General features: G+C 43.0%; 10 protein-coding genes. 7 read left to right on the top strand and 3 right to left on the bottom strand.

The annotated features are described in order from the left end of the window. Positions 1 to 48: 48 nt before the first annotated feature. From KTR06_RS08055 to KTR06_RS08030, 6 genes are all read left to right on the top strand, one after another. Positions 49 to 1,806, top strand: coding sequence for an AAA family ATPase (locus KTR06_RS08055; protein ID WP_087318020.1), 1,758 nt, complete (start codon positions 49 to 51; stop codon positions 1,804 to 1,806). A 950-nt stretch (positions 1,807 to 2,756) separates the two neighbouring features. Beyond that, a complete protein-coding gene (locus KTR06_RS08050; protein WP_217290179.1) occupies positions 2,757 to 4,409 on the top strand; it encodes a glycosyl hydrolase family 18 protein in 1,653 nt (550 codons plus the stop codon). A gap of 29 nt (positions 4,410 to 4,438) precedes the next feature. Then, positions 4,439 to 7,795, top strand: a complete 3,357-nt coding sequence (locus KTR06_RS08045) for a TonB-dependent receptor (protein ID WP_004312870.1) — start codon at positions 4,439 to 4,441, stop codon at positions 7,793 to 7,795. Between the two features lie 13 nt (positions 7,796 to 7,808). Then, complete coding sequence (locus KTR06_RS08040; RefSeq protein WP_008023680.1) at positions 7,809 to 9,623, top strand: RagB/SusD family nutrient uptake outer membrane protein; 1,815 nt, start codon at positions 7,809 to 7,811, stop codon at positions 9,621 to 9,623. A 43-nt stretch (positions 9,624 to 9,666) separates the two neighbouring features. Beyond that, on the top strand, positions 9,667 to 11,490 hold the full coding sequence (locus KTR06_RS08035; protein WP_008023682.1) for a DUF5006 domain-containing protein: 1,824 nt from the start codon (positions 9,667 to 9,669) through the stop codon (positions 11,488 to 11,490). Between the two features lie 98 nt (positions 11,491 to 11,588). After that, the gene (locus KTR06_RS08030; protein WP_217290178.1) at positions 11,589 to 13,913 is read left to right on the top strand and encodes a family 20 glycosylhydrolase; all 2,325 of its coding nucleotides are present in this window, start codon (positions 11,589 to 11,591) and stop codon (positions 13,911 to 13,913) included. Between the two features lie 204 nt (positions 13,914 to 14,117). Here KTR06_RS08030 and KTR06_RS08025 read toward each other — a convergent pair whose 3' ends face one another. Continuing rightward, entirely contained in the window at positions 14,118 to 15,797 is a 1,680-nt protein-coding gene (locus tag KTR06_RS08025; protein WP_151923249.1) for a SulP family inorganic anion transporter, read from the bottom strand. A 249-nt stretch (positions 15,798 to 16,046) separates the two neighbouring features. Between KTR06_RS08025 and rbr the strand changes: the two genes are divergently transcribed. Continuing rightward, complete coding sequence (gene rbr / locus KTR06_RS08020; RefSeq protein WP_004298806.1) at positions 16,047 to 16,625, top strand: rubrerythrin; 579 nt, start codon at positions 16,047 to 16,049, stop codon at positions 16,623 to 16,625. A gap of 157 nt (positions 16,626 to 16,782) precedes the next feature. Here rbr and KTR06_RS08015 read toward each other — a convergent pair whose 3' ends face one another. Then, complete coding sequence (locus KTR06_RS08015; RefSeq protein WP_118196237.1) at positions 16,783 to 17,058, bottom strand: DUF4884 domain-containing protein; 276 nt, start codon at positions 17,056 to 17,058, stop codon at positions 16,783 to 16,785. A gap of 2 nt (positions 17,059 to 17,060) precedes the next feature. Then, entirely contained in the window at positions 17,061 to 18,632 is a 1,572-nt protein-coding gene (gene nadB / locus KTR06_RS08010) for an L-aspartate oxidase (protein ID WP_004298834.1), read from the bottom strand. Positions 18,633 to 18,682: the final 50 nt, after the last annotated feature.

Genomic DNA, 18,682 nt, shown 5'->3' with positions numbered 1-18,682 from the left:
TATCTTTGTTTGCACTGATAAAAAGTGAACTCATAAATACACCGGATTATGGAATATGTATCATCAGAAAGAAAGTTGCTGCCATACGGCATGATGAACTTTGCGGATATTCGTCTTGATAATTATTATTACGTGGATAAAACCTCGTTCATCCCTGTAATAGAACAATCGGACAGATTCTTCTTTTTCATCCGCCCGCGCCGGTTCGGCAAGAGCCTTACGCTGAACATGTTGCAACACTATTATGATGTGCGTACACGTGACAAGTTCGATGCCCTGTTTGGCGACCTCTATATCGGAAAGCATCCCACACGAGACCGTAACAGTTATCTGGTGCTGTATCTCAATTTCTCAGGAATTAGTGGAGAGTTGCACAACTACCGTCAAGGGTTGGATGCACATTGCAATACCAGCTTCGATTATTTCTGTGATATTTATGCAGAATACCTGCCGAAAGGCATTAAGGAAGTCTTGAATGAAAAAGCAGGAGCTGTTGAGCAGTTGGATTATCTATATCATCAGTGTGAACTTGCCGGGCAGCAAATATATCTTTTCATTGACGAATATGACCACTTCACCAATGCCATCCTCTCGGATGCCGAAAGCATTCACCGATATACGGAAGAGACCCACAAGGAAGGCTACCTGCGCGCCTTCTTCAATAGGGTGAAAGCCGGAACCTATTCCAGCATCAAGCGTTGCTTCATCACCGGAGTGAGTCCCGTCACGATGGATGACCTCACCAGTGGATTTAATATTGGCACCAACTATTCCCTCACACCGAAATTCAACGCAATGATGGGTTTCACCGAGGACGAAGTCCGCGAAATGCTGACTTATTATTCTACTAAAGCTCCATTCCATCACACTGTAGATGAGTTGATAGAACTTATGAAACCGTGGTATGACAACTATTGCTTTGCGCAGGAGTGTTATGATCAGCCAACCTTGTACAACTCCAATATGGTGCTCTATTTCGTTAAGAACTATATTGATAATAACGGAAAGGCACCGCGAAATATGATAGAAAGTAACATTCGTATCGATTACGAGAAACTGCGTATGCTTATCCGCAAGGATAAAGAGTTTGCGCACGATGCCTCCATTATCCAGACTTTAGTGAGCCAGGGATACATCACCGGCGAGTTGAAAGACGGTTTCCCAGCTGCCAACATTGTAGATTCCGATAATTTCGTGAGCCTGCTCTATTACTTCGGCATGCTCACCGTGAGCGGAACATTTGAAGGCAAGACCAAACTCATCATACCCAACCAGGTAGTGCGCGAACAACTCTATACTTATCTGCTGAATACATACAATGAAGCCGACCTCAGTTTCAGTAACCATGAAAAAGATGAGCTATCTTCCGCCTTGGCATATCGTGGTGCATGGCAATCTTACTTCGACTACATCGCCGATTGCCTGAAACGCTACGCCTCTCAGCGCGACAAGCAGAAAGGAGAATCCTTCGTACATGGCTTCACTCTTGCCATGACAGCGCAAAACCGTTTCTACCGTCCCATCTCCGAAGCAGACACGCAATCCGGATATGTTGACATTTTCCTGTCTCCCATGCTGGAGATTTACCCTGACATGAGCCATAGCTACATCATCGAGCTGAAGTATGCCAGATACAAAGACCCCGAAAGCCGGGTGGAGGAATTGCGGGCGGAAGCTATTGCCCAGGCCAACCGCTATGCTGACACCGACAGGGTGAAGAACGCTATTGGCACTACGCAACTACACAAGATTGTGGTAGTGTATAAAGGTATGGAAATGAGAGTTTGCGAGGAGGTAAATTCTTGAGATACAGCATTCGATAGCTGTTAATTATCAGGAAAAGAAGTAGAGAGCTTATAAAGTAATATTCATTTCGGTATAGTACTGAATCATTACAGCATCGAATAAATTTCCCCACTGGATATTTATTTTTCATCTTTCCATCTCCCCTTTCACCTTTTCTCTATCTCTTCGATGAATAAGGAGTTTGTGGGTGAAGTGCAATAACTTCACCATCTCTTCACCTGTGGCGATTAGTTTCAAAAATTGTTTCAAGGCTTGAAACAATCCGTTTCTCGGTGTGAAACACTTCGTTTCATACGGTGAAACACTTTGTTTCCAGGCGTGAAACTTTTAGTTTCAAATATGGTTGAAACTAATTACGAAATAGCTTTACTAATCTTTCTCTGATGGTGGAATTAGAGAGTAGAAATTTGATTTGATTATGAACTTGTTCAAACACCGACTTTTGCCCATGTGATGAATCTATATACCCCGCTTGTTGGACATATATATTCAGCGTGGTGAGTATATATACCTACTACGCTGGATATATAGATCCATCAGCTAATTTGAAAAAACTGAATGCGCTGAAAGCACTTTACCTTGTTTGCAGTATCTTTCTGCGAGGGATGTCTTTTTCCGCTTTCAGCCGCTATTTCCTCCTATCAAGGCGTTTGCAGACAACACTGAAACGGCTGAAACCGGATTATAACATGAATATTCAATAAGAGGGTTTTGGCAAGGTCAGAACCGGATAGTTGGGTGTTTTAATCATTGTCTTTTTGAGATAAGAACCATTTCTCCGATGGAACGGGTTGATTTGGTGAAAAGTGAATATTTAATGGCTATTTTTTAAATATTGATTTTTGTTGTTGTACCTATTTTTGTGACGTTGATTTTAGGAGAAAAACCAATTGTTTGATTAATGGAGACTCTTATTGTCAGCGAATAGAAAATCTTAATAACTTAAATTTATGAGAAACAAATTCTTTTTATGTCTTTTCGTGTTAGTATCGCTAACAGCTTGTAAAGACACTAAATGGGTAGAAGTTCCGGGTGGAATGCCCCCTGAAGGAGCAATCACCGGACAGCCGGGAGTGGATGATCCGGCTGAGAAAACATTAATCAATTGTCAATACATTGGTGGTGACCCTTTCGAATTAAACCGTATTCCGGTAGAAAATCTGATTGTCAGCAATGATCTTATTTATTTGGCTGCGCGTCCTTATGCTAATGGAGATATAGCTTTTGACTTGCCTATAAATGATGCAACTTTTACAGGCGGGGTTTCGCATGAAGCTACTTATGAGGGACGTAGCGGTGTGATAAAATTTGACGGAACCGGAAAAATGAATGGAAAAGATGGATTATTGCATTCTACAGAAGAGACATTTAATAAAAGTTTCACTTTTGCTACCTATATATTTATAGATGAGTGGGTGCCCGGAGCATATATCTTTAAAAAAACAAGTGGAGATAAAGTGTTGGCTGCCTTACAATTAGGTGCTAACGAGCAGACTGTGAGCTGGGCGTTGGGAAATGCATCAGTGACAGCAGGTACCTATGTGGATGCCAAGGGTTTGGCTCCGGGAGCTTGGCATTATCTGGCGGTAGATTATGATGGCAATAAAAAGCAATTCAGGATTTTTGTAGATGCGTGGTCTTCTACGCTTGACAAAGAAATCGTATTGCCTACTGCCCGTGCCGATTTTTATATAGGTGAAAACTTCAAAGGCCGTTTGGATGAAACTTCTTTTTGGAGTATGGCAGCAGGTATTGGTGGGAAGAATGGTATAAAATTCGATAATTGGAATATGGTAGCAAAAGTGTTGGCTTATTGGCAATATGATGATTCTACCAATCCGGGGAAGGACTCTCACACTTGGTTGGACCGTTGGAAAAAAATACGCGAAACCTTGGCAGCTCAGGCAGGTAATGACAGCCGAAAATTACGATTAGGATTCGGCAGCGGGCAATGGAGGCAAATGATGAGTGCTGATAATACGCGTACCGCATTTGCTAATAATTTGAAGAGTGTTTTGAAGGAATATGAATTTGATGGAGTAGACCTTGATATTGAATGGCCTACTACGGAGACAGAATATGCTAACTACAGTGCGACGATTGTGAAAATCAGACAGATACTTGGCAAAGACGTATGTTTCTCCGTATCCCTTCATCCGGTTGCTTATAAAATTTCGAAAAATGCGATTGAAGCTTTGGATTTTATGTCTTACCAATGCTACGGACCGGCAGTGATGCGATATTCTTACGAGCAATTTGTAAAAGATGCAGAAATGGCTGTTGAGTACGGGATTCCGGCAGATAAACTGGTTCTCGGTGTGCCTTTTATCGGGACTACCGGTGTAAATGGAGAACAAGTCTCTTACTCTGATTTTATAAATGGTGGACTTTCGGATGTTGCTTTGGATGAATTTACGTATAATGGCAAAACGTATACTCTTAATGGTCAGAATACGATTCGTAAAAAAGCGAAGTATGCTTGTGAGGAAGGCTATAGAGGAATAATGAGTTGGGGGTCCGATGTGTCGGTAAATAATGAAAAATCATTGTTGAAAGCGATACAAGAGGAGTTTGTTGCTTATGAGATTAATAATCCCAAGTAAATGTAATCTTAATTATTAAATGTAATATTATGAAAAAAGAAAAATTAATGAAGATACAAGAACGACTTGTTTTTCTTCTGATTTTCCTATTCTTATTGCCGATAGGGGTCATTGCCCAACAAAAGATGATTACGGGGCAAGTAGTGGACGAACAGGGAGAAGCTGTTATTGGCGCCAGTGTGATGGTGAAAGGTGCAAAAACCGGAACAATTACGGATTTGGACGGAAATTTTTCTGTTCAGGGAAAAGCGGGGCAAACGCTTTCTATAAGTTATGTTGGCTATACTCCATTGGATGTGAAAATTACAAAATTACAAAACAATCGATTCGTATTGAAGGAAAACACGGAAGTGCTTGATGAGGTTGTTGTTGTCGGTATGGATACGCAAAAGAGAAATACAATTACGGCGGCGGTATCTGTAGTGAAAGGAGATGATATCGTCAATCGTCCCATAACGGACCTCACCAGCGCTTTGCAAGGTAATGTAGCAGGATTAAATTTCGCATCGGATGCAATGGGAGGAGCTAAAGGAGGTGAGTTGGGTACGGATATAAAATTCAATATCCGTGGTGTTGGCTCTATCAATGGTGGCGAACCGTATGTATTGGTAGACGGAATCGAACAAAGTATGCAGAATGTGAATCCCGCCGATGTTGCTAGTATCAGTGTGTTGAAAGACGCCTCGGCAGCCGCGATTTATGGTGCCCGTGCCGCCTATGGTGTGGTATTGGTTACAACTAAAAGTGGAAATTCGGAAAAAGCTAAAGTAAGTTATTCGGGAACAGTTGGTTTTAGTTCTCCTATCCGTACTCCACAGATGATGAATTCTTTGGAGTTTGCTTATTATAATAATGCTTTGTATGATGCCGGTGCATCTGCTTCGGGGATTAATAGAATCTCAGACTCGGTTATAGAAAAGATTAAGGGATTCATGCAGAATCCATATTCAGAGGAATTTCCGGGAATAGATGTATCTAGTAACGGAGAAGACTGGGCTAGTGCATATTATGCCCAGTATGGCAATACGGATTGGTTTAAATACTATTACAAGGATAAGTCCATTCGTCATTCACATAATTTGAGTGTACAGGGTGGATCGCAGAAGATAAACTACTATATCGGTATGGGATATGTCTATCAGGAGGGCTTTCTGGATCATGTTAAGGATGATTTGAGCAAGTATAATCTGAATACAAAGCTACAGGCGAAGCCTACTGACTGGTTGAGATTCAACCTAAATAATAATATAACTTTGCAAATGATAAAACGTCCGATGCCCAACCAGTCTATTATTTATAATAAGATAGGTTCGCATCGTCCGTCACAAGTTACACATTTGCCGATTGATTCAAAATATAATATTCCCAGCTGGAACGAAACGCTTTTCATGCAAAATTCGAATTATGAAAATAATCGGCTTTCAGATGCCTTGTCAGTATCCGCTACGGCTACTCTAATGAAAGGATGGGATGTTACGGCTGAAATGAAGATACGTTTTGATGTAGAAAATAACAATATGATTCTATATGAGAATCCGCAATATGAAACTCCTTTAGGGACGCTAAAACCGGGTGATGCTACTGGACGCAGGCAAGGATTCTCTTATCCGAATATCGATTGGAAGTTAATGAAGTTCGGTTCTTATGCCCGTGGAAGTCTGTTCAATTATTATTTGTCGCCTAATGTGTCCAGTATGTATATTCAGCAATGGGGAAAACATTCTTTCAAGGCAATGGCGGGATTCCAAATGGAAATGAAAGAAGATTCCAATGAGTATATGTATAAAGATGGAATGATGAGTAATGATATCTTTTCTTTTGCAAATGCCAGCGGGAACGTCATAGCCGGAGAAGATCGTACACATTGGGCTACAATGGGGGCTTACCTTAAGTTGAACTGGAATTATGACAATATATATTTCTTTGAGTTCAGCGGGCGTTATGATGGCTCTTCACGTTTTGCAAAAGGAAACCGTTGGGGATTTTTCCCTTCATTCTCTGCTGGTTATGATATTGCCAGAACAGATTACTTCCAGAGGCTGAAACTTCCGGTGTCTCAATTGAAAGTCCGTGTGTCTTATGGTCGTCTGGGTAATCAGAATGGAGCCGGATTATACGATTATCTGGCTACTATGTCATTGGATGCTTTGGGATCTAATGGTTGGTTATTGCCTACTGCCTCTTCTGCCAGTGCTATCAAGGGAACGATAGCAAAGACCCCTAAAATGGTAAGTCCGTTTATTACATGGGAAAAAGTGGATAATGCAAACTTGGGACTTGATTTGATGCTGTTCGACAATCGGCTTTCTTTAGAAGCAAATATATACCAGCGCATGACAAGGGATATGATTGGTCCGGCCGAAGCTATTCCCGATATTAGTGGTATAGCTTCCGAAAACCGCTCTAAAATAAATAATGCTACATTGCGTAACCGCGGATGGGAGCTTTCGGTGAACTGGCATGATCAGCTGAAATGTGGATTTAGTTATGGCGTAGGATTCAATGTGTTTAGCTATAAGGCTGTCGTTACCAAATATAATAATCCAGATGGAACCATTTACAATAATCACACCGGGTATGGTCCTAATAAAGGATATTATGAAGGGATGGATCTTGGTGAGATTTGGGGGTATCAGGCTGACGACCTTTTCATGACAAACCGTGAGATTGATGATTACTTGCGAAAGGTGGATATGAGTGCGCTCAAGCCGGATGACATGTGGCGTCGTGGAGATTTGAAATATATAGATTCCAATAATGATGGGAAAATAGATGGTGGTGACGGTACGATATACAATCATGGTGACTTGAAGATTATTGGTAATACAACTCCCAAATATTCGTTCGGTATCAATTTGAATGTGGGATATAAGGGTTTTGAAGTATCTACTTTATTGCAAGGAGTGGCAAAAAGGGATTTCCCGATTTCGGGAAGTAGCTATATGTTTAGTGCAGGTAGCTACAACTTCAAGGAGCATCTGGATTATTTCAGCCCGGAGACTCCGAATGGCTTTTTGCCTCGTCTGACTAGCTGGAAAAATAATCAGGACTTTTATGTAAATACAGGGTATAATTCAACTCGCTATTTACTGAATGCAGCTTATATGCGTATGAAGAACCTGACTGTATCATATAATTTCGATAAGAAGTTGCTAAAACATATCGGTATTAGTCGACTGAAATTGTATGTAGCATGCGATAACCTGTTTACTGTAACAAAATTGCCAAAACAGTTTGACCCGGAAACGCTTAATCAGGTGAACGGAATGGCTGGAGGTACTACTACAGAGGCTCCGGGTCTAACCTCACCGGTCGTATCTAATGGTAATGGTATGGTGTATCCGCTAAACCGGAATTTTGTATTCGGACTTGATTTTACTTTTTAAATAGAGGATAATGATGAAAAAAATATATTTATTAGCAGTAGCTTTAGCCGGTACTTTATTGACTTCCTGTTCTGACTTTCTGGATAAAGTGCCTTTGGTGGTGCCCAGTAGCGAGACATTCTTGACGAATCAAAGTGCCGTGACTAATTATGTCAATGGTTTGTATATTGCTCTTCCTTCTGCAGGTGCCTATGGCATGGGAATAATGGGAGAAGAAAAGAATAGTGATAATATGGTAGCCATGGTGTATGACAGGCGTATGAACGGGGAGTTGCAAGAATCTATCGGAGGCGTAACAGAATGGCAGAAAGGATACCAGAATCTACGTAGTGTCAATTACTTCTTAGAATATTATAAAGTACCGGCAGCTGAAGAAACAGCGGAAGTATTATCTCTGAAAGGAGAAGCCTATTTCTTTCGTGCATATTGGCACTATTACTTGTTGACTAAATTCGGCAGTATTCCTGTGATGGACAAGTTTTGGGATGGAAACGCTACCGTTGGCGGGTTACAGATTCCGGCACGTGATCGTTCGGCAGTGGCACAATTCATTCTTGATGATTTGAAGGCAGCTAAAGAGTTGCTATATTCCCGCAGCAAATATCAGGGATTGCGTATTTGTAAAGAAGCTGCTATGGTTATGGCGATGAGAGTGGCACTCTTTGAAGGTACGTGGGAGAAATATCATAAAGGTACTGACTTTGCCGCTGCCGAGTATAAATCAGATGATTTTTTGCAGCAAGTACTTACTTTGGGGGATGAATTGTTTCAAATGGGTATTACATTAAACACAAAAGAGAATGATAAATCAGTGAAGAATATTGATGATGCGTATGGAAACCTGTTCAATTCAAAAGATTTGTCGGCTACTCAGGAAGTGTTGTTTTGGAAGAAATATTCAATTGCCGACAACTTGGTTCACAGTTTAAATACGAATTTATCCAGTGGAATGTGTGATGCTGAAGGACCAGCCGGACTTTCTCAATCATTAGTAGATAATTATTTAAGTGTGGATGGCAACTTTATTGATCCCACAGCCGCAAAATTTAAAGATTTCAATGAATCTTTTAAGGATAGGGATGGTCGGTTGCTGGCCACTGTAATGCATTCGGACTGTAAATACAAATCGATGACAGTGAAAGGAGCTAAGAAAATGCTGGTGAAGGCTTATTCAGAGGAAGATAAAGATTTAATCAATCCTCCTCAAATTGTAAGTACCGGAAATCAGAGTAATACTACCGGCTATCATATCCGTATGGGAATTGATACTACATTCGTAAGTGGGCAGGGAGAAACTGCCACTCCAATGATTCGTTATGCAGAAGCCTTGCTGGCTTATGCAGAAGCTGCGGAAGAATTGGGAAAATGTGACGCTGCTGTTTTGGAGAAGACTATAAAGCCATTACGCGAACGGGCCGGAGTCACTTATCTCGCTCCATCAGCTATTGATCCCAATTTCCCTGATTTTGGTTATACAATTTCTGCCAATCTGCAAGAAATCCGTCGGGAAAGACGCTCTGAACTGCCATTGCAGGGAATGCGTTTGGATGATTTGATGCGTTGGAGAGCACATAAGTTATTCCAGGGGAAACGTGGCGGAGGCGCTTACTTTGGAGCCGGCAGCGTTTTATATAAATCAATTGATCCGAAGAATGAAGAATTGGCTCAAATTCTGGTAGACAATAACGATTACTTGGATCCACTGAAAAATGTTCTTCCACGTGGGTTCCAGTTTGATGCGGGACGTGATTATCTACTTCCGATTCCACCGAGCGAGATATCATTGAATAAAGAACTGACACAGAATCCGGGGTGGCGCAAAAATTGAGAAGCATCAACTTAAGTTCATTGATAATTATAAAGAAAAAAACATGAAGAATATATTCTACAAACTATTTTCAATATCTCTATTGGGTGTATGCTTGATGGGATGTGAAGATGAAACTAAGTATTTGCCTTTACCACAAGCTGTTCCTTTTACGATGACTGTCAATAATACGACTTTTGTAATGGGCGAAAAGTTAGTTGTCGATTTGGATATTAATCCGGATAAGGATGGAAGCGAGGTTTTGGCTAACGAAGATTTTGATATTTATTTTACCGCTAAAACTGGTACGGAGGATGTGTCCGGCGTATTCAAAGATTTTCATAACATCGTTACTTTTCCGAAAGGTGAGAAGAGTATTCGTGTTGAGTTCCCTCTGAAAGAAACTGGATTGGAAGGAAGTAAAAACTTTAATTTTGTAGCTTTTTCCCGCGGATACGAGATTGGTAACCCTAGTTTTCCTATGAAAGTGTCCGATTACTATCGGGTAAATATGGCAATACAAGGCAATGCGGACAATATAGTAACGGAAGGTGATAAATTTGTGTTGGTAGCCAGTCTGGATAAACCGAGGGCAATACCTATTGTGGTAAGTATCAGCGCAAAAGCGGAGGATGAGAGCTCTTTTGAAAATTTGCCCAGTGAACTGACTATTCCTGCAGGAGCGCTGAACGCAAAAACTGACCCTATATCTTTAGTTATGGATGGAGCGAAGACAGGAGACAAGGAGTTGACATTGAATTTCACTTCAAACTCTGAAGCTAATCCGATGAAGTCTGATAAATTAGTAATTATGATGACTGACCTCGAATCTCTTGCCAATCCGGATATGTATGATCCGACCTTGGTGTATGAACATCCGGAATATCCATTTGTATCTAAAGGCAATAAAAGCAAATTCGATGCTTGGTGGGGGAGTGACAGAAGCTCGTCTGTAGAAATAACCGGAAAAACGGGTGCTAAACCTGGAACTGATTATGCTTCGTTAACTTCGCATCCCAACCAGAAATTAGCAGAGGAAGGATGGAAATTCTGGAGTGGCGTAGAGTTCCATTTTATACAAAGCTCTTTCGGGTGGAGTATGCCGACGAAGCCGAATACGTCGTTTGGTAACTATAGGCATTGGTCTTTTAATTATATTCCAACTAAATCAATACAAGATGTGTTTGCTGCTAATCGCGATAAATGTTCTAATGTAACAGAAGACGGTACTTATCAATTGTGGGTACAAGCTGGTTCCACACCGGGAGACGGACTTGGTGCGAGTAGAGATTACGGTTCGGCTGCTGTATATATTGGAAGAGGCGGTTCAGGTGCTTCTACCCGTTTTATACACATCAATCCGGGAATGCGTATAGAAATGAGAGTGCGTGTGACGGGAGATCGTACGGGTATTGTTCCGGTCATTGAGCTTAGAGATGCACCTGGGGGCGTATTTGATAAACAAATACAGAGAATCGATATTCTTAGAAATACGAAAGGAAACTTGGTGACACAAGGTGTTTTCTCGACAATGGAAGATGGTACTAAAACAAGCCCACTCCCCAAAATTGGTGATTATAATATTTATTGGGTAGAATTGACTACAGATGGAATAAAAGTAGGAATCAATGGAAGTACGAATGTAGATGTCCCTTCGACAAGTTCTTGGGGTTTTGCTCCTGCAGATGGCTTGGCTTTGGATTTCCTTTTTGCTCCGGCAGACAATCGTCCGGACGGATGGGATAGTGTATTGAAGGCTATTTCCGAACCTAAGACCGATCCGAATACACCTATGATGGAAATTGATTGGATTCGTTTTTATACGAATAGCACGTATTCGGACGAAGGTGTGACATACTGGGCAAATGCAGGTCAATTATTCTACTAATATAGTGTTCTGCTTTCAATAGATTAATTGATAAAATGTCGGAAGTCAGGTGTTTATGCATCTCTTTCGACATTTTCACTCTTAAAAGTTTTATTACCATGAAGAAAGAAATCTTAATTATTCTCGTGCTATTGACGTCTTTGATTAGTATGCATGCCGCCAACTTGACATCTCCCCCTATTTCAATAGTTCCCCGTCCGGCGCAGGTCGTGCCGGGAGAGGGCAACTTTACCTTCTCTTCTCAAACGCTGTTTTCGGTAGAGAACCATGAGCAGGCTGTCATCGTCCGCAACTTTATAAACTTATTGAAGAGAAGCTCGGGGATCACCCCACAGTTGGCAATAGGTGGCAGTGAGAAGAGCCATGTCTGCTTTACAATCGACTCTTCTTTAAAAAGCGAAGCCTATCAGTTGGCAGTTACTCCGGAACAGATTCAGGTAAAGGCATCGGATATAAAAGGCTTTTTCTATGCATTACAGACCATCCGCCTATTGTTGCCGTCGGCTGTTGAAGGCAATCAACAGGCTAAGAATATCCGATGGAGTATCCCCGCAGTAACCATTCAGGATGAGCCACGCTTCGGCTATCGGGCATTGATGCTGGATGCCGCCCGTTTCTTCATCCCCAAGGAAAACGTGTTGCGTATCATCGACTGTATGGGCATGCTCAAAATCAATACGCTTCATTTCCATCTCACGGACGATAACGGCTGGCGATTGGAAATCAAGAAATATCCCCGCCTGACGGAAGTGGGAGCATGGAGAGTGAACCGCATGGACGTTCCCTTCTATTTCCGCCGTAACGCCGAACCGGGTGAGCCCACTCCTATCGGTGGATTTTATACACAGGAAGATATTAAAGAAATGGTCTCCTATGCTGCCGACCGCCAGATAGAAATTATCCCCGAAATAGATATGCCGGCTCACAGCAACGCTGCACTGGCTGCCTATCCGCAACTGGCCTGCCCCGTAGTAGACACTTACATCGGAGTAATTCCGGGTTTGGGCGGAAGTAATTCGGGAGTGATTTATTGTGCCGGAAACGATAGTGCATTTACATTCTTGCAAGATGTTTTAGATGAAGTGATGGCAATCTTCCCTTCACGATATATTCATCTGGGAGGAGATGAGGCGCAGAAAGGGTACTGGAAAAAATGCCCGCTTTGCCAGCAGCGGATAAAGAAAGAGCACCTTGCCAACGAAGAAGACCTGCAAGGTTACTTTATGAAACGGATGAGCGACTATGTACGCAGCAAAGGACGCGAAGTGATAGGTTGGGATGAACTGACAAATAGCAGTTTCCTGCCGGAAGGTGTTATCATCCAAGGCTGGCGCGGACTTGGTACGGCTGCTTTGAAAGCCGCGGAAAAAGGACATCAGTTCATTATGACCCCTGCCCGCATCTTGTATCTGATTCGTTATCAAGGCCCGCAATGGTTCGAACCCCAAACTTATTTTGGAAATAACACGCTGAAAGACATCTACGATTACGAACCTGTGCAAGCGGACTGGAAACCGGAATATGCTTCTTTGTTAAAGGGCGTACAGGCATCTATGTGGACGGAGTTCTGCAATAAGCCGGAAGATGTCGATTATTTAGTGTTCCCCCGTCTTGCCGCCCTGGCGGAAGTGGCATGGACACAGCCTGAACACAAGGACTGGACTGCGTTTTTGAAAGGACTGGATGCCTATAATGAGCATCTGACAGCTAAAGGCATCGTTTACGCCCATTCAATGTACAATATCCAGCATACAGTAACTCCAAACAACGGAATGCTTGAGGTGAAACTGGAATGTATCCGTCCTGATATGGAGATACATTATACGACGGACGGCAGCGAACCTACGGCAACTTCACCGCTCTACGAAAAAATAGTGCCTGTAAAAGAGGCGCTTACCCTAAAAGGTGCAATTTTTGCGCACGGCAGACAGATGGGAAAGACATTGATACTTCCTGTCCGATGGAATCTGGCTACCGCCAAACCTGTACTGGGAACCAATCCGACTGAAAAGCTCCTGACGAATGGAATACGCGGAAGCCTGAAATATTCGGATTTCGAGTGGTGCTCATGGGCGGACAATGACTCTGTCTCTTTTACGATTGACTTGCTGAAGCCGGAAATGCTGAACACGTTGACATTGGGATCCATCACGAACAATGGAATGGCTATCCATAAACCGGCATCCGTGAGGGTGGAAGTTTCGGATGATAACTCCAAGTTCCGCGAAGCCGTCGTGCAGAGCTTCACGTCTGAAGAGATTTTCCGTGAAGGGAATTTTATAGAAAACCTGTCATTGAAACTGGGAGGCACACAGGCCCGTTATGTACGTGTGACCGCCAAAGGTCCGGGAGTTTGTCCTGCATCTCATGTGAGACCGGGACAGACATCGAGAATCTTTTTTGATGAAGTGATGCTGGAGTAAGACAAGCCAGGCAGGTGTGGAGGGCGACGCATAAGCGCGGATTATTTTTTAAGTCTAGTAAGGTGGCGATTGATTAAATAGACTATATATAGCTTGCGTGTTGGACATATAGATCCAACACGCAGGTCATATATGCCATACACATTGGATCTATATGTCCAATACGCAAGCTATATATAGCTTGCAAGTGACTGATAAACAGCGTTATTCTACCAGACTTTTCGCTCTTTCCAATGCTACGTTGATATTCGGGCAGATATTCTCTTTTCCCAGCAACTCGTAGAATCCGGCTTTTTCCAGTACATTATGCACGTTCTCGTTGACTCCCGAAAGAATAATGGTAGTCTTTTCCTTCTGCGACATTTCGCAGAGAGCAGTCAGGTTATGAATACCTGTGGAGTCGATGAACGGAACCTTGCGCATACGGATGATACGTACTTTCGGGCGGTCTCCCAGTTGTGTCATTGTTTCTTCAAACTTGGTAGCGATGCCGAAGAAATAAGGGCCGTTGATTTCGTATACTTCTATACCTTTGGGAATCATCAGGTTTTCTTCGTGTACGGTAATATCCGATTCTTTATTCGGGTCAATCTCATCGGTAATCACTGAGATTTCGGTAGTCTCCATGACACGTTTCATAAAGAGGACGCAAGCAATCACCAGTCCCACCTCGATAGCGACAGTCAGGTCGAAGATAACGGTCAGGAAGAACGTGATAAGCAGTACGGTAACGTCCGATTTCGGATTCTTCAGTAAAGCTCTGAATACACGCCATCCGCTCATGTTGTAAGATACGATGACCAGTACTCCGGCAAGGCATGCCATCGGGATATATTGTGCGAGTGGCATCAGGAAGAGCAGAATCAACAGTAATACTACTGCATGAATGATTCCGGCTATCGGTGTCTTACCTCCGTTGTTGATATTCGTCATGGTACGGGCGATAGCTCCGGTGGCAGGAATACCTCCGAACAGAGGAGCTATGATATTGGCAGCTCCCTGTGCAATCAGTTCTGTATTGGAATCGTGGCGGTCGCCTATCACACCGTCGGCTACCGTGGCAGACAGCAGCGATTCGATAGCTCCCAATACGGCAATGGTGATAGCTACCGGAAACAATTCCCTGATAGCTTCCCAATCCAACGCAGGCACAACGGCATCGGGCAACTCCGATTTAATGGTGAAACGGTCGCCGATTGTCTGGATGCAGTCGATCCCTCCAAAAGTTTTCATCAGGTAAACAGCTGCCGTCACTACGATGATGGCAATCAGCGAGCCGGGAATTTTCTTTGAGAACTTCGGAGTGATGGCGATAATAATAATGCTGACAATACTAACGATGGTATTCCACCAGTTGATCGTGTCGAAGTGACGGAAATAAATCAGCCACTTCCCGACGAAGTCTCCCGGCACTTTCTCGTCTCCGAAAGATAAACCGAAAATATCGGCAATCTGGGTCGTGAAAATAGTGACGGCGATACCGCTGGTAAATCCGACGATGATAGGATAAGGAATGAATTTGATGACAGCTCCCAGCTTGAACACTCCTAATAATACAAGGAGTACGCCCGCCATTAGCGTGGCTACAATCAGTCCGGCCTCGCCGTATTGTTGTATGATGCCATAGATAATGACGATAAATGCTCCCGTAGGACCGCCGATCTGGACTTTGCTGCCTCCCAACAGGGAAATGATGAATCCCGCAATGATAGCGGTGATAATACCTTTTTCGGGCGAAACTCCCGAAGCGATACCGAAAGCGATAGCCAGTGGAAGCGCCACGATACCTACGATGATGCCGGCCATCAGGTCCGCCATAAACGTTTCTTTCGAATAATTCTTTAGACAAGAAACCAGTTTGGGTTTAAATTCAAATAGCTTCATTTTTAGATGTTATTATACGTGTACTCTGTTCTTTTTTGCAAAGTAGAGGTTGCAAAATTAGATAAAATAATCGAAATAAGTATGTTTTTGAACATACTATTTGTCTGTTGATAGATTTCATCAATGAGGTGATAGTTTTTATTCATTAAGAAAAGGTGGTTTATTGTGAACAAATCGTTTATATTTGCGTTATAAATAGTACGACAAGTTACGTTTGGTAATCAACCAATTTAAAATATATATAGAATTATGGCTAAGAGTATTAAAGGAACTCAAACAGAGAAAAATCTGTTGACTTCATTCGCAGGAGAATCACAGGCTAGAATGCGTTACACTTATTTCGCAAGTGCAGCTAAAAAAGAAGGCTACGAACAAATTGCGGCTATTTTCACTGAAACTGCCGATCAGGAAAAAGAACATGCAAAACGTATGTTTAAGTTCCTCGAAGGCGGTATGGTAGAAATCACTGCCAGCTATCCGGCCGGTGTAATTGGTAATACACTTGAAAATCTTCGCGCTGCCGCAGCGGGTGAACATGAAGAATGGTCACTGGATTATCCTCACTTTGCCGACGTGGCAGAACAGGAAGGTTTCCCGATGATTGCTGCTATGTACCGCAATATCTCCATCGCAGAAAAAGGTCACGAAGAAAGATATCTTGCCTTCGTAAATAACATCGAAAATATGACTGTATTCGCTAAAGAAGGCGAAGTGGTATGGCAATGCCGTAACTGCGGTTACATTGAAATCGGTAAGGAAGCTCCTGAAGTTTGCCCGGCATGTCTGCATCCACAGGCTTATTTCGAGGTGAAGAAGGAAAACTATTAATCTACGGATGAATAGATAAATCTCGAATGATTTAAATAAAGGAAGAGGCTGTCTAACATGCCCCGAAAAAAAGAAATCACCCCTGTCAGAGTCATTATTTGAACTGCTGATAGGGGTGAAATCGTTAAAAAGAGACTAATTAGACAGCCTCTTTTCGTTATCGGTTTGGTATACTGTCTTTATAAATAGTAATCGTCCTCTCTTCCGTTGAATCATTCTTGATACTGGTTACATCTCCCCGGGTCGTGAAATACACATAGTTTCCCAAATCGAGAAAACGGTACACTTTCACTCCGTCGTGCTCGAACAGATAACTGACTTCATAAGTCTGGTTATTTTCCGATTTTCCGCTTTTCAGTGGAATACCTGCATAGCAGGAAACTAGTCCCGTTATGCAGAAGAAAAGAATAAAGGTCCGAATCAATGTTTTCATAATCATTTCTTCACGTGAGGATAATCTATCGTATAATGTAATCCGCGGCTTTCCTTACGCTCCATTGCTTGGCGCATAATCAGATAACCCACATTCACCATATTACGCAATTCGCAGATTTCTCTGGACGCTACGCTACGTTTGAACAGGCTTTCAGTCTCTTCGTAGATAATATCGAGTCTGTCCCAGGCACGTTTCAGACGGAGGTCGCTGCGGACAATACCTACATACGTACTCATAATCTGGTTCACTTCCTTCATACTTTGCGTAATGAGCACCATTTCTTCCGGCGAACGGGTTCCTTCATCGTTCCATTCGGGAATATCTTCATTATAAGAATATTGATCGACCACTTGTAGACTGTGCTTGGCGGCAGCGTCGGCATATACGACTGCTTCTATCAGTGAGTTGGAAGCCAGACGATTGCCTCCATGCAATCCTGTGCAGGAACATTCTCCCACGGCATAAAGACGTTCGATGGAAGATTGTCCGTCCAGGTCGACAAGGATACCTCCGCAGAGATAATGGGCGGCCGGGGCTACCGGGATATAATCTTTCGTGATGTCGATGCCTAGGCTAAGACATTTTTCGTAGATATTGGGGAAGTGTTTCTTTGTTTCTTCGGGATCTTTGTGGGTGACGTCCAGATATACATGGTCGTCTCCACGGTTCTTCATCTCGTTGTCGATGGCGCGTGCCACGATGTCACGGGGAGCGAGTGAAAGACGGGGATCATATTTCTGCATGAACTCTTTGCCGTCCATTGTACGCAGTACACCTCCGTAACCACGCATTGCTTCCGTTATCAGGAAAGAAGGGCGGTCTCCCGGATGATATAGGGCGGTAGGGTGGAATTGTACAAACTCCATATCCTTCACCGTACCTTTGGCACGGTAAACCATGGCGATGCCGTCTCCGGTAGCGACTAGCGGGTTAGTGGTTGTTTTATAAACGGCTCCTACTCCACCGGTAGCCATCAGCGTCACTTTGGCAAGATAGGTATCTACTTTTCCCGTTTTCGGATCGAGGATATAAGCACCATAACATTTGATGTCCGGTGTCTGGCGGGTTACAGTCACTCCCAGGTGATGCTGTGTCAGGATTTCAATGGCAAACTGGTTTTCGATGACCGTGATATTCGGATGGCGTTGTACGGCTTTAATCAGGCTGTCCTGAATTTCCGCTCCCGTATTATCTTTATGGTGAAGAATACGGAACTCCGAGTGTCCGCCTTCGCGGTGCAAGTCAAATTCGCCTTTCTCGTTTTTGTCAAAGTCCACTCCCCACTTAATCAGTTCTTCAATTTGTGCGGGAGCTTCGCGCACTACTTTTTCTACTGCGGCACGGTTACTGATCCAGTCGCCGGCAATCATTGTGTCTTCAATGTGCTTGTCGAAATTATCCACCAGAAGGTTGGTGACGGAGGCTACACCTCCCTGGGCGAAGTACGTATTGGCTTCTTCCAGCCCACTTTTACAGATAAGAGCAACTTTACCTTTGTGCGCCACTTTCAGCGCAAAACTCATACCGGCAATTCCGGAACCGATAACGAGGAAATCGAATTTTCTTACCATAATCTTGTTATTTCTCACCGCAAAGCTACAAAATAAGTTACTTCGTTGTA

Origin of the sequence: Bacteroides sp. MSK.20.12, assembly GCF_019052435.1 — a bacterium.
In the GTDB taxonomy this organism is placed as follows: Bacteria; Bacteroidota; Bacteroidia; order Bacteroidales; family Bacteroidaceae; genus Bacteroides; species Bacteroides xylanisolvens.
Note: the sequence above shows the minus strand (reverse complement) of the source record. Positions and strands in the feature narration are given on the sequence as shown.